Source organism: Piscinibacter sp., assembly GCF_050175855.1.
Lineage (GTDB): Bacteria > Pseudomonadota > Gammaproteobacteria > Burkholderiales > Burkholderiaceae_C > Piscinibacter.
This window is the reverse complement of record NZ_JBFXIO010000104.1, coordinates 1-12,703: the sequence shown is the minus strand read 5'-3', so window position 1 is coordinate 12,703 and position 12,703 is coordinate 1. Positions and strand designations below refer to the sequence as shown.

The following is a 12,703-nucleotide window of genomic DNA, read 5'->3' as shown; positions in this document are numbered from 1 at the left end:
AGTGCGGCTACCCGCTGTGCAAGGGCAACGTGATGGCCTCCAATCCGGAGTGCTGCATCACGCCGGCCGAGTGGAGCCAGCGTTTCGAGCTGGATGGAGCATGGCGCGCCCGAAGACCTGCTCAACGCCAGCATCTACTTCGACCTGCGGCCGCTGGCCGGCAACTCGGCGCTGGCCGAGCCGCTGCGCGGGCTGCTCGCCGAGCGGGCGCCGCAGCTGCCGCGCTTCATGAAGCAGCTCGCGATGAATGCGCTGGAGCACCGCGCGCCGCTGAACTGGCGTGGCGGCATCGACACGCGCAGCGTCGACGGCTGCGCCAGCATCGACCTCAAGCTGCAGGGCACGGCGATCTTCGTCGACGTGGCGCGGCTGTATGCGCTGGCCCACGGTTCCTCGGCCACTGGCACGCGCGCGCGCCTGGAGGCCGCCGCGCAGGCCCTGGGCGTCGGTGCGCGCGAAGGCGAGGCCTGGGTGGCGGCCTTCGAGTTCCTGCAGCTGCTGCGCCTGCAGGTGCAGCTCGATCCGGGCCGGCCGCCGTCGCTGCCGGCGACCCACGGCAACGCCAACCTCGTCGACGTGGGCGCGCTCAACGACATCGACCGCCGCATGCTCAAGGAGAGCCTGCGCGCGGCGCGCACGCTGCAGCAGCGGCTCGAGCTGGACTACGCGCGGTGATCGGCTGGTTCTCGCGCCGCACCGCCCGGGCCGACGACGACGGCCGCTGGGTGGTGCTCGACGTCGAATCCAGCGGGCTGGACCCGAAGCGCGATCGTCTGCTGGCGATCGCCGCCATCGCCCTGCGGCGCGAGGCCGAGGGGGGGCCGCGCGTGGTGCTGGCCGACAGCTTCGAGGTGGTGCTGCGCCAGCCGGAGGTCGCCGTCGACAAGGCCAACATCCTGGTGCACGGCATCGGCGTCGGGGCGCAGCGCCAGGGCGTGGAGCCGGCGCAGGCGCTGGAGGCTTTCGAGCGCTGGGCGGGCGCGGCGCCGCTGTTCGGCTTTCACGTCGCGTTCGACGAGGCGCTCATCCAGCGGGCGATGCGCGCGGCGCTCGGCCGCAGCCTGCCCAACGCCTGGATCGACGTGGCCGACGTGGCGCAGGTGGTGCGCCCCGACGTGCCTGGGCGCTCGCTGGACGAGTGGATGGAGGCGCTGGGCATCCGCTGCGCCGTGCGTCACCAGGCTGCCGCGGACACCCTGGCCACGGCCGAACTGCTGCTGGGGCTGTGGCCCCAGGTGGTGGCGCAGAAGCAGGGAGACGACTGGCGCGCGCTGTCCCGGCTGGCGGCGCAGCGCCGCTGGCTACCTCGCTGATGGAGCCCCCGGCCGCGGCGTACCGCGGCCACCCCCCGAGGGGGTTCGCCGGCCGCTTGGGAGCGGCCCGGCGCTGGCCGGCGAAGCCCTACAGCCCGATGAGGAACTTGGCGGTGAACTGTGCCGCCGCGCCGCCGCCGCGGGCGTTGGCGATGTAGGCCACGGCGCGCTCGAGCGCGGCGCGCAGCGCCAGCTCGTCGTTGGCGCGCTCGATCTTCAGGGCGAGCATCTCGGCTTCGGGGCCGAGCAGGTCGTTGATGGCGCGCACGGCCTCGCGGCGCGTGGTGGCCAGGTCGAGCACGGCGGTGCCGCCGGGCTGCGTGTACGGCCCCGGCACCGACACCGGACCGGGCACCGAGGCGGGCCCGGACACGGAGGCCGGGCCGGCGTCGCGCGGCGGTTTCGACGAAGTGCTGGCGACAGCCTCGATCAGCCCCTGCTCGAGCAGCGCCTGCAGGGTCTCGTCGGCCTGCTGCACCAGCTTGGACAGGTCGTTCTCGGAGCGCTTTCCGTCGACGAGGATCAGGGCTGAGCGCAGCCGCGGCGAGAGCTTGCGGGCTCGCGTCTCGATCTCGTTGAGACCGTCGGGGGTCTTTGCGTAGATGGTGGCCATAGGCAGGGCGATGGTACCGAAAGCTGACCGATCGCTGACAAGAGTTAGCGGACGGACATCACACTTCCGGTCCACGTGATAAAGATCATGAGTGAGCTACGTACTCATATGTGACCAACATCAGAGATCGATCCGCCACTCGTCGCCGCAATGCCGGCACTTCACCCGCAAGTTCATGACCGTGCCCGCGTGCTCGCCGACCAATTCGAAACGGCCGTAGGTGCCGCACGAAGGGCAGTCGGCCTGATTGGCGACGTACTCGGCATGGTTGAGCAGGTAGAGGTAGCGGCGCAGCGCGAACAGGCCGATGGCGCCGCTGGCGATCGCCGCGGCCACGACCTGCAGCTGGTCGAGGACCGGGGCGCGCACCGTGTAGGCCTCGGCGGAGCCGAGCAGGCCCAGACAGGCCAGCAGCAGCAGCACGAGATTGGCGTGGCTCTGCAGCAGTTCGCGCTCGTACCACTTGCGGAATCCCAGGCGCCGGATCGTCTTGACTGCATTCATCGGTGCCTCCCCCTACTGCCCATTGCCGCATCATCTTCTCACGCGGCGCTCAGCGCAGGAAGTCCTCCAGCCGCCGCGCCAGTGCCTCGGGCTGGTCGTGGTGGAGCATGTGGCCGGCCGGTGAGAGCAGGTGGCGCTCCACCTGCGGCACCGCAGCCAGCCGAGCTTCGAACTCGCTGCGTGGATAGCGGTGGCCCCACCACTTCTCGACGTCGGTGCGGTCGCCCTCCACCCACAGCATGGGCGCGGCGATCTGCCGCCAGCAGGCCAGCACCTCCTCGACGCGGTACAGCAGCGGGTTGACGCGCTTGTGCGCCGGGTCGCCGAGGATCTGCCAGGTGCCGTCGTCGGCCTGCTGGGCCCAGTGCGGTGCCAGCCAGGCGGCCTTGTCCTCGGGCAGCAGCGGGTTGGTCTTGCGCAATCGCGCGGCCACGTTGGCCAGGCTGTCGTAGGGGCGCAGTTGCGCCGGCTCCTGCAGTTCGTCGAGCCATTGCCGGTAGCGCTTGGGGGCCTGCTCGGGCACGGTGGCCGGCATGCCGAAGCCTTCCAGGCTGATCAGCCGGCGGATGCGCTCCGGGCGCACGCCGGCATAGAGCATCACCACGTTGCCGCCCATGCTGTGGCCGAGCAGGTCGACCGGGCGCCCGGCCAGGCCGAGCGCGGGGTGGGCGAGCAGGGCGTCGAGGTCGCCGAGGTAGTCGGGGAACCAGTAGCTGTCGCTGCCGGAGGATTCGGACAGGCCGAAGCCGCGCCAGTCGGCGGCGACCACGTAGCGCTCGTCGTCCAGCGCGTCGACCATGAACTGGAACGAAGCCGCCACGTCCATCCAGCCGTGCAGCAGCACCAGTGGCGCGCGCTCGGGGGTGGCCATCGACGGGTCGCCCCAGGTCAGCAGGTGGTAGCGCAGGCCGCGCAGGGTGAGGAACTGGCTGCGCGCGGCGCGGCGCGGGGTGTAGACGGGAGCGGTCATGCGCTGCACTGTAGGCGCAGTCGGCGCGAGCCGCTGTCGATGCCGCGACAATCGATCCCATGACTTCCGCCACCGACTTCGTCTTGCGCGCCGCCGAACCGCGCGACGTTCCCGCCATCGTCGGCCTGATCCGCGAACTGGCCGAGTTCGAGAAGCTGAGCCACCTGGTGCAGGTCACGCCCGAGACGCTGCACCCGCACCTGTTTGGAGACAAGCCGGTGGTCGAGGCGCTGGTGGCCGAGGCCGGCGGGGCGGTGGTGGCCTTCGCGCTGTTCTTCACCAACTTCTCCACCTTCCTGTCGCGGCCGGGCCTGTATCTCGAAGACCTGTACGTGCAGCCGGCGCTGCGCGGCAGCGGCATCGGCCAGGCGCTGCTTGCGCGGCTGGGGTCCATCGCGGTGGACCGTGGCTATGGCCGCTTCGAGTGGAGCGTGCTCGACTGGAATCAGAACGCGATCCGCTTCTACGAGAAGATGGGCGCGAGCGTGCTGCCCGACTGGCGCATCTGCCGCATCACCGGCGATGCGCTGAAGCGCTTCGGGGCTTGACCCGATGCGGCGCCCGCCCGTGCCGCCTAGCCTCGCCGCCATGGATCACTACGCCGCCTTGCACGCCGGCTTCCGCTGGCAGGTGCCCGAACACTTCAACATCGCCGAGGTCTGCGCCGCGCGCTGGGCACGCGAGCGGCCCGAGGCGGTGGCGATCCGCTACGAACACGAAGACGGCCGCGCCGCGCGCTTCACCTATGGCGACCTGCAGGCCAACGCCAACCGCCTGTCGAATGCCCTGAAGCGCCTGGGCGTGCAGCGCGGCGACCGGGTGGCAATCGTGATGCCGCAGCGTTTCGAAACGGCGGTGGCGAACATCGCCGTGGCGCAACTCGGCGCGGTGGCCATGCCGCTGTCGATGCTGTTCGGCCCCGATGCACTCGAGTACCGGCTGCAGCACAGCGAGGCGGTGGCGGCGATCGTCGACGAGAGCGCGATCGCCAACCTGCGCGCCGCGCGGCCGCAGTGCCCGGCGCTGCGCCGCGTGATCGCCGCGGGCGATGCCGCCGGCCAGGGCGACATCGACTGGAGCGCCGCACTCGAGGCCGAGCGTGCCGAGTTCACCGCCGTGAAGACGAAGGCCGACGAGGCGGCGGTGCTCATCTACACCAGCGGCACCACCGGCCCGCCCAAGGGCGCGCTGATCCCGCACCGTGCGCTGATCGGCAACCTCACCGGCTTCGTGTGCAGCCAGAACTGGTATCCGCACGTGGCGCCGGAAGGCGCCACCCGCGTGGCCCCTGATGCGGTGTTCTGGTCTCCCGCCGACTGGGCCTGGACCGGCGGGCTGATGGATGCCCTGCTGCCCACGCTGTACTTCGGCGGCCAGATCGTCGCCTTCCAGGGCCGCTTCGGCGCCGAGCGCGCGCTCGATCTGATGGCGCGCCACGGCGTGACGCACACCTTCCTCTTCCCGACCGCGCTGAAGGCGATGATGAAGGCCGTGCCGGCCCCGCGCGAACGCCACGCGCTGAAGCTGCGCGCCATCATGAGCGCCGGCGAGGCGGTGGGCGACGCGGTGTTCGCGTGGTGCCGCGACGCGCTGGGCGTGGTCGTCAACGAGATGTTCGGCCAGACCGAGATCAACTACATCGTCGGCAACTGCGGCCGCTTCGTCGACGCGCGCGGTCGAGAGCATCCGGGCTGGCCGGCCCGCCCCGGCAGCATGGGCCGCGCCTATCCCGGCCACCGCATCGCGGTGATCGACGACGCCGGCCGCGAGTGCCCGCGCGGCACGCCGGGCGACGTGGCGGTGCACCGGCTCGACGTGCACGGCCACCCCGACCCGGTGTTCTTCCTCGGCTACTGGAAGAACGACGAGGCCACGCGCGCCAAGTTCACCGGCGACCTGGCGAACTCCTGGTGCCGCACCGGCGACACCGCCGTGATGGACGCCGACGGCTACCTCTGGTACCAGGGCCGCAGCGACGACGTGTTCAAGGCCGCGGGCTATCGGATCGGGCCGAGCGAGGTGGAGAACTGCCTCGTCAAGCATCCCGCGGTGGCGAACGCGGCCGTGGTGCCGAAACCGGACAGGGAACGCGGCGCGGTGGTCAAGGCCTACGTGGTGCTCGCGGCGGGCTTCGAGCCGGGCGACGCGCTGATCGAGGAACTCCAGCGCCACGTGCGCGGCAAGCTCGCACCCTACGAGTACCCGAAGGAGATCGAGTTCATCGCCGCGCTGCCGATGACCACCACGGGCAAGGTGCAGCGCAAGGTGCTGCGCCTGCAGGAAGAGGAACGCGCCCGGAGCCTCAGCGCCTGATCGGCGCCTCGCCCTCGTAGGGATTGGGCGGCCGCTGGCCGGGTGCGCGTTCTCCGATCGCCTCGCCGGTGTCGAAGTACAGCAGCATCTGGTGGCGGTCGTTCGGGTGAATGGTGCTGCTGCCGCGCTCGATCTCGATGCGGCCGAGGGCGAGATCCTGCAACGTCGCCTCGATCTCGTAGCGGCCCACCGGCAGCTTCGCGAACAGCCAGGGCCCGTCCATGCGGTGCTCGAGCACCAGCAGGCCGGTCTCGGCCTCGCGGATGCGTACCAGCACGCCGGCCAGGTGGGCACCGCTGCGGCGCACCGCGGTGGTCAGCCAGAAGCTGTAGTCGCGGCGCTGGGCGTGCAGCAGCTTCTGCTCCTCCTCGCCCACGCCTCCGGAGACGTAGTCGACCCCGGTGGCACTGGTGCCGCGCTGCAGCGCGGCGGCGGGCAGGGCGACGAGCCCCAGATGAAGCATCACGGCGAGCATCAGTGCGGTCTTCATGGATCGCAAGGCTAAACCCGCTGGCCGAGGCCTGCATGAGAACGCTCAAGGCCCGCGGCGCCTGCGCGACAGCAGGCCTGCCGCAGCCGCGGCACACTCGGGGCATGGAACCCCTGCCGCCGACCGCCGCCGCCCTCGCACCCACGGCCCTGATCGACAGCGACCACCCCGACGTCATCGCCTTCGCGCGCCGCCACGCGGTGGGCGCCGATGAGCGCGAGCGTGCCGTCGCGCTCACCTATGCCGTGCGCGACGGCTTCCGCTACGACCCCTACCGCATCGACCTGAGCGTGCCCGGCATGCGCGCGAGCAGCGTGATCGCGCAGGGCCACGGCTGGTGCGTGCCCAAGGCCGCGCTGCTGGCCGCGGTGGCGCGCGCCGCCGGCATCCCGGCGCGCGTGGGCTACGCCGACGTGCGCAACCACCTCAGCACCGAGCGGCTTCGCCGCACGCTGCAGACCGACCTGTTCGTCTGGCATGGCTACACCGACCTGTGGATCGAGGGCCGCTGGCTGAAGGCCACGCCGGCCTTCAACATCGAACTCTGCGAGCGCTTCGGCCTGCTGCCGCTGGACTTCGACGGCCGCGGCGACTCGATCTACCACCCCTTCGACAAGTCCGGCAACCGCCACATGGAATACGTGAACCAGCACGGCGCCTTCGACGACATGCCGCTGGATCGCATCGTCGCGGCGTTCGAGGCCACCTATCCGTCGTGGCGCGGCGAGCAGGACGCGATGCAGGCCGCGAGCTTCGACGCCGACGTGGCGCGCGAGGTGCAGCGGTGAGTGCCACCGCCGTGCCCGAGGGCTTCGGCGAACTGCGCCTGGGCGGCGACTTCGTCAAGGCCAACGGGCCGCTGTACGAGAGCTTCGAAGGCGACGCCTACCGGCTCGGCTTTCGCGTCGAGAAGCGCCACTGCAACACCATGCGCATCTGCCACGGCGGCATGATGGCCACCTTCTGCGACATGCTGCTGCCGATCACCGCCATCCGCAGCGTCGAGACCCTGGGCGAGCGCTTCCTGCCCACCGTGAGCCTCGACATCGACTACCTCGCACCCGCGCCGCTGGGCAGCTGGGTGCAGGGGCAGGCGCAGGTGCTGCGCAGCACGCGATCTCTGGTGTTCGCGCAAGGGCTGGTGACGGCCGACGGCGAGCCGGTGGCGCGCGTCAGCGGGGTGTTCAAGATCGGGGCGGCGTTTGCGCCGCCACGGGCGGGCGGCGATGGCGGCTGATCGCGTCACGGGCTTGGGCCGGCACGCCGTCCTGCTCACCTCGGGGTGGCCGCGCGCACCCAGCGGGCGATCGCATCGCGCACCGCTTCGTCGCGACCCACCAGAAGGTGCCCGCCGGTCTCGTAGCCGATGAATCGCGCGCCCGGAATGTGGCTCGCGGTGTACTCGGCACCCGCGTAGGTGCCGAAGCCGTCGTCGCGGGCGCTGATGATCAGCGTCGGCGCGCGGATCGACTCCAGCGCCGCAGGCCGCAGGTGCTTGCCCAGCCGCGTGTCGTCGCGCAGGCCCAGGGCTCGCCGCGACACGGGCAGCACGTGCTCGGCCATGGCGTTGACGCGCGCCTGCTCCTGCGCGCTCGCCTCATGGATCAGTTCGGCCGGCGTGGCCAGGACGTGGCGGAACACCTGGTCGCGCGCCACCTGCAAGCCGGCCCAGTAGAGGAAGTCGGAGCCGAGCAGGCGCAGCAGCCACTCGTCCTTCTCGTCGGACACCTGCGGCGCCGAGTCGGCGACGCTGCCCGGCTTCCATGCGATCGGCACGACGAGCGCCAGCGCATCGACCCGATCGGGGTGGCGCAGAGCCATCTGCAGAGCGGAGGCCGCGCCCGCCGAGACGCCCATCACCGCTGCGCGGGCGATTCCCAGGGCATCGAGCAGGCACGCGTGCGCATCGGCCTGCGCCTCGGGCGACGCGTCGGCCGGCCGCGGCGTGCGCAGGTAGCCGAACCGCGACATCGCGATCACGCGGATGCCCTCCCTCGTCAGGGGCCGTGCCCAGTCCATGCCCTGGTCGTGGCCACCGCCGCTGCCGTGGACCATCAGCAGCGGTAGGCCGTCGCCGGCCTGCTGCACTTCGATCGGTCCGCAGCGCGTCGTCACGACGGCGCTGCCTTGCGCGGCGCGTTCGGTGGCCGATGCGAGAGCGCGGCCGAACAGCCAGCGCACCGCGATGATGCCGGCCGCCGCCACGAGCAGCCCCGCCCAGAGCAGCCGATGTGACCGCGCCATGTCGCCGCCTATGCCAGTACCGCGTGCAACGGCCGCCGCAGCGACGGTGGCAGGGTTGGCCCGCGGCCGAAGCGCAGCACCAGATCCGGCCGCCTGCCGGCCATGCCCAGGAAGCCGGCGAAGGACGGGCGCAGCGAGGCCACTTCGACCGGCTGGTTCAGGTGCGCGGTGCGTACACCGAGGGCCGTCGCCTGCAGCGCGAAGCGCTCGAAGGCGCGGCCCACCGCGACCCAGCCGGCCTGGTCGTCGCCGGGACCGACGAAGACCGCGATCCCGGCCGAACTGCGCACGTGCCTGGCGTACTTGTCGTTCTCGCCCTTCTCGGTGAAGAAGGCGCCGAACATCACCCGGCCGAGCCACGCCGGCACCGACGGATTGCCCGACGATGCCGCATACAGACCGTCGCCCCGCCGCACGGCATCGCTGGCGGAAAAGCGGATCCAGGCCTTGAGTTCGTCGACGAAGGCCGGGTCGCGCATCTGTGCGCTGTTGCCCTGCACGACGTACTCCAGGGTTCTCTCCAGCGCCGGCCTGCCCGTGAGCAGCAGCAACTGCACGCCGTCGCCGGCCGCGGCCCGCTCGAGCGCACGCAGATCCTCGCTGGAAAGCGGTCGGCCGTCGTACTCGGCGCGCGTGGATTGACGTTGAGGGATCGCCTGGAACAGCGGCGAAGCCTGCGCGGCGGCGGGCTCGAGCTCGATCCGCAGCGCGCCGTGCGCTTCGTCGGGACGTGTCAGCGCGGCGTAGCCGAGGGCGCGCGCCGCCTGAATCAGGTTCTCGGCCGCGCAGCCCAGCGAGACGAACAGGTGATGATCGTCGGGATCCACAGCCGGGCAGCGGCGCGACAGGTCGGGCAGGATCGTGATCGCGCGCGGTTCGATGCCGAACTTCCAGCACTGCGTGTTGTGGCTCGACGGCGCGAGCGTCGCGTAGCGCACCAGTTCACGCTGCACGGCGACCGCGTCGCCGCGATCGACTGCGCCGTGGCGCCAGAGTTCCCGCACGGCGTCTTCGTACGGCACCACCGCGGTTTGCGGCGTGCACCCGTGAAGAAACGCCGGCGCGCCGACGGCCAGCGATGCCGTGCCGAATTGCCTTCGTGTGACCATGATCGAGCGCCGAACGTAAATCCCGATTCCGTGATCGGCGAACCTCCCTGCAGTCATTGCCGCATCGTAGGTTGTCGCTGTCGCGCCGCCTTGATGCCCCTCAGATCGTCTTCCGGGATCCGCGCGGGCAGCCGCGTCACCCCGTCGCGAAGCGCCGCCGCGGGCCCCACATCAGCAGCAGCACGATGCCGAGGTTGAGCAGGTTCCAGGCGATGCCGTTGATGAAGGCAGCGTGGTACGAGCCGGTAAGGTCGAACACCTTGCCCGACATCCAGCCGCCCAGCGCCATGCCGAAGAGGGTGCACATCAGCACCGTGCCGACGCGCGCGCCGGCCTCGGCGGGCGGGAAATGCTCGCGCACGATGATCGCGTAGCTCGGCACGATGCCGCCCTGGAACAGGCCGAACAGCGCCGAGACGACGTACAGCGACACCAGACCGTCGAAGGGCAGGAACAGCAGCAGCGCCGTGCCCTGCAGCACCGAGCCGAGCAGCAGCGTGCGCAGGCCGCCGATGCGGTCGCAGATCATTCCCGAGACCAGCCGGCTGACGATGCCGGCGGCGAGCATCAGCGAGAGCATCTGCGCGCCCTGCGCGGCACCGAAGCCGAGGTCGGTGCAGTAGGCGACGATGTGCACCTGCGGCATCGCCATCGCCACGCAGCAGGCCACGCCGGCCACGCACAGCAGGGCCTGCGCCTGGTTCATCGAGAAGCCGAAGGGCCGGTCGGACGGTTGCGCCGCCGCGCCGCCGCGCGTCACCCCGGCCACCGCGGCCGGCGGCCGAGGGCGCAGCGCCAGCGCGAGCAGCGGCACGGCCACGGCACTGATCACCGCCAGCGTGTTGTAGGCACCGCGCCAGCCCACCGTCTCGACCAGGTGCTGCACGATCGGCGGCCAGATCGCACCGGCGAGGTAGTTGCCGCTGGCGCAGATGGCCACCGCGATGCCGCGCCGGCGCACGAACCAGAGCGAGGTGTCGGCCACCAGCGGCGCGAAGGTGGCCGAGCTGCCGAAGAAGCCGAGCAGCACGCCGGAGACGATGGCGAACATCAGCACGCTGCCGCTCGCGGCGGCCAGGGCGAAGCCGCCGGCCAGGCCGGCGGCGCCGATCAGCACCGGCACCATCACGCCGAAACGATCGGCCAGCTTGCCCATCATCACGCCGCCCAGGCCGAAGCCGACCATCAGCAGCGTGTACGGCAGCGAGGCGTCGGCGCGCGCCACGCCGAACTCGGCCTGCACCGCGGGCAGCACCACGGCGATCACGTACATCGCGGCCGAGCCGATGGTCATCAGGCCCAGCGTGGCCGCCAGGCGCAGCCAGGCGTAGCGCGAATCGGCGCCATGCGCCGTCGACTCAGGCATGGGCGCGGTGGTCGGCGCCCTGCGCCGCGTCGATGCGCAGTGAGCGCTTGGCGAGCCGGTCGACGATCTGCCCGAGGCGGCGGATGGCGGCCTCGGTCTGCTCGGTGAAGGGCTCGCCGTACTGCAGGCGGATGAAGTGGTCGAAGCGCCGCGTGGTCGAGAAGGCCGCGCCCGGCGCCACGCCGATGTGCTCCAGCCGCGCCAGCGCGAAGACCTCGCGCGAATCGACCTGCCGCGGCAGCTCGATCCACAGCATCATGCCGCCCTGCGGCAGGCTCATGCGGCAGCCCATCGGGAAGTGCCGCGCCACCGCGTCGACCATCTGGTGCATCTGCGTCTTCAGCGCGGCGCGCAGGCGGCGCAGGTGGTGGTCGTAGCCGCCATCGGCGATGAACTGCGCGAGCACTTCCTGCGTCACCATCGGGCAGGCCACCGAGGTGCGGAACTTCAGCGCCTGCGTCTTCAGGAAGTGCCGCCCCGGCGCCACCCAGCCGATGCGGTAGCCGGGCGCCACCGTCTTGGTGAAGGCCGAGCACAGCATGACGTCGGCCTCCGCATCGAAGCTCTTGAGCACCGGCGGGCGCTGCTCGCCGAAATAGAGCTCGCCGTAGATGTCGCTCTCGATCAGCGTGATGCCGCGCTCCGCCGCCAGCTGCACCAGTGCGCGCTTGCGCTCCACCGGCACCAGGCTGCCCACCGGGTTGGGGAAGTTGGGCAGCAGCACGCAGGCCTTCACCGCGCCCGGCTCGCGCGTGGCCAGTTCCAGCGCCTCGAGCGAGATGCCGTCGCGCGGATGAGAGGGGATTTCCAGCGCGCGCATGCCCAGGCTCTCGATCACCTGCAGCAGGTGGAAGTACGTGGGCGACTCCAGCACGATGGTGTCGCCGGCCGAGGCGACCGTGCGCAGCGCGAGGTACACCGCCTCCAGCCCGCCGTTGGTGATGACGATCTCGTCGGGCCGCAGCTGCACGCCCGAACTCACTGCGCGGCGCGCGATCTGCTGGCGCAGTGCGGCGCTGCCCTCCATCTGGCAGCGCGAGGCGTATTCGGGGTGGCGGCGGTTCACGCCGGCCATCAGCGCCTGCAGCTTGGCTTCGGGCAGCAGCGAGCGCGCCGGCTGCGCGTGGAACGAGGGCACGGCCAGTGGATCGTTGACGATCCAGAGGAACTCCTGCAGCACCTGGTCCATGTTGACCAGCGACGGACCTTCGAGGCGCAGGTCGAGCATGGGCTCGGGCAGCACCGGCGCGCGTGGCGCGACGAAGCAGCCGGACTTCGGCCGCGCCTCGACCACGCCGCGATTCTCGAGGTGGCGCATCACCTGCTGCGCCGTGCTGATGCTCACGCCGTGCTGCTGCGCCAGCTGACGCACCGAGGGCAGCCGTGCGCCGGGCCGCATCGCGCCGCTGGCGATGGCCGCCTCGATCCGGGCGGCGATGCGCTGGTAGAGAGGGACGGAAGCGTCGACGGCGGCATCCATGCGATGCATTGTGAACCCCGGCCGCGCCGCTGTACCGGTACAGAGGTGCGCATTGATCGCCAGTACAGAGCCGCGCGGCGGGCCGCTGTACCGGTGTCATTCGTGCAGCGCTGGATCTGTCGCCGGAACGCGTGGCTGCCGACACTGGATGCCCATGTTCGAAAGGGCTCCGCCATGCTCAAGCTCCCCACACCCCTCGTGCTGCACCTCGACGACGGCCAGCTGCTGCGCTGGACGCAGGCCGTGGCCGTGCGCCTGCGCGTGGTCGCCGGCCGCGTGTGGGTGACGCGGCCCGGGGACC

Annotated in this window: 14 protein-coding genes; 6 read left to right on the top strand and 8 right to left on the bottom strand. The window is 71.3% G+C overall.

All coding sequences use genetic code 11. From position 1 onward, the window contains the following. The first annotated feature begins 93 nt into the window (after positions 1–93). Together AB7U92_RS10275 and AB7U92_RS10270 are read left to right on the top strand one after the other, a co-directional pair. Positions 94–675: a putative nucleotidyltransferase substrate binding domain-containing protein gene (locus AB7U92_RS10275; RefSeq protein WP_428576095.1), complete on the top strand. Its 582-nt coding sequence runs from the start codon at positions 94–96 to the stop codon at positions 673–675. Next, positions 672–1,313, top strand: a complete 642-nt coding sequence (locus AB7U92_RS10270; RefSeq protein WP_428576096.1) for a 3'-5' exonuclease — start codon at positions 672–674, stop codon at positions 1,311–1,313. Before AB7U92_RS10275 ends, AB7U92_RS10270 begins: the two co-directional genes overlap by 4 nt. 88 nt (positions 1,314–1,401) lie before the next feature. On the opposite strand, the gene AB7U92_RS10265 is transcribed toward AB7U92_RS10270, so the two are convergent. The 3 genes from AB7U92_RS10265 to AB7U92_RS10255 form a co-directional block, all read right to left on the bottom strand. Next, entirely contained in the window at positions 1,402–1,926 is a 525-nt protein-coding gene (locus AB7U92_RS10265) for a hypothetical protein (RefSeq protein ID WP_428576094.1), read from the bottom strand. Positions 1,927–2,046: 120 nt separating this feature from the next. Next, positions 2,047–2,430 carry a hypothetical protein gene (locus AB7U92_RS10260; RefSeq protein WP_428576093.1) on the bottom strand — a complete coding sequence of 128 codons (384 nt, stop codon included), beginning with the start codon at positions 2,428–2,430 and terminating at the stop codon, positions 2,047–2,049. A gap of 49 nt (positions 2,431–2,479) precedes the next feature. Further along, positions 2,480–3,400, bottom strand: a complete 921-nt coding sequence (locus AB7U92_RS10255; protein ID WP_428576092.1) for an alpha/beta fold hydrolase — start codon at positions 3,398–3,400, stop codon at positions 2,480–2,482. A 59-nt stretch (positions 3,401–3,459) separates the two neighbouring features. Between AB7U92_RS10255 and AB7U92_RS10250 the strand changes: the two genes are divergently transcribed. Together AB7U92_RS10250 and AB7U92_RS10245 are read left to right on the top strand one after the other, a co-directional pair. Further along, positions 3,460–3,948 carry an N-acetyltransferase family protein gene (locus tag AB7U92_RS10250; RefSeq protein WP_428576091.1) on the top strand — a complete coding sequence of 163 codons (489 nt, stop codon included), beginning with the start codon at positions 3,460–3,462 and terminating at the stop codon, positions 3,946–3,948. A gap of 40 nt (positions 3,949–3,988) precedes the next feature. Then, positions 3,989–5,713: an acyl-CoA synthetase gene (locus AB7U92_RS10245; RefSeq protein ID WP_428576090.1), complete on the top strand. Its 1,725-nt coding sequence runs from the start codon at positions 3,989–3,991 to the stop codon at positions 5,711–5,713. Here AB7U92_RS10245 and AB7U92_RS10240 read toward each other — a convergent pair. Beyond that, the gene (locus AB7U92_RS10240) at positions 5,703–6,203 is read right to left on the bottom strand and encodes a hypothetical protein (RefSeq protein ID WP_428576089.1); all 501 of its coding nucleotides are present in this window, start codon (positions 6,201–6,203) and stop codon (positions 5,703–5,705) included. The genes AB7U92_RS10245 and AB7U92_RS10240 overlap by 11 nt on opposite strands. Before the next feature lie 104 nt (positions 6,204–6,307). Here AB7U92_RS10240 and AB7U92_RS10235 point away from each other — a divergent pair, with 104 nt between their 5' ends. Together AB7U92_RS10235 and AB7U92_RS10230 are read left to right on the top strand one after the other, a co-directional pair. Further along, positions 6,308–6,991 carry a transglutaminase domain-containing protein gene (locus AB7U92_RS10235; protein ID WP_428576088.1) on the top strand — a complete coding sequence of 228 codons (684 nt, stop codon included), beginning with the start codon at positions 6,308–6,310 and terminating at the stop codon, positions 6,989–6,991. Then, positions 6,988–7,440 (top strand): PaaI family thioesterase, encoded by a 453-nt coding sequence (locus AB7U92_RS10230; RefSeq protein WP_428576087.1) that lies wholly within the window; start codon positions 6,988–6,990, stop codon positions 7,438–7,440. Before AB7U92_RS10235 ends, AB7U92_RS10230 begins: the two co-directional genes overlap by 4 nt. Positions 7,441–7,475: 35 nt before the next feature. On the opposite strand, the gene AB7U92_RS10225 is transcribed toward AB7U92_RS10230, so the two are convergent. The 4 genes from AB7U92_RS10225 to AB7U92_RS10210 all read right to left on the bottom strand — a co-directional run bounded on the left by AB7U92_RS10225 (position 7,476) and on the right by AB7U92_RS10210 (position 12,402). After that, positions 7,476–8,447 (bottom strand): alpha/beta fold hydrolase, encoded by a 972-nt coding sequence (locus AB7U92_RS10225; protein WP_428576086.1) that lies wholly within the window; start codon positions 8,445–8,447, stop codon positions 7,476–7,478. Positions 8,448–8,455: 8 nt separating this feature from the next. Then, on the bottom strand, positions 8,456–9,556 hold the full coding sequence (locus tag AB7U92_RS10220; RefSeq protein ID WP_428576085.1) for an Acg family FMN-binding oxidoreductase: 1,101 nt from the start codon (positions 9,554–9,556) through the stop codon (positions 8,456–8,458). A 136-nt stretch (positions 9,557–9,692) separates the two neighbouring features. Continuing rightward, positions 9,693–10,922: an MFS transporter gene (locus AB7U92_RS10215; protein ID WP_428576084.1), complete on the bottom strand. Its 1,230-nt coding sequence runs from the start codon at positions 10,920–10,922 to the stop codon at positions 9,693–9,695. Next, positions 10,915–12,402 carry a PLP-dependent aminotransferase family protein gene (locus AB7U92_RS10210; RefSeq protein ID WP_428576083.1) on the bottom strand — a complete coding sequence of 496 codons (1,488 nt, stop codon included), beginning with the start codon at positions 12,400–12,402 and terminating at the stop codon, positions 10,915–10,917. The genes AB7U92_RS10215 and AB7U92_RS10210 overlap by 8 nt, the downstream gene beginning before the upstream one ends. Positions 12,403–12,703: the final 301 nt, after the last annotated feature.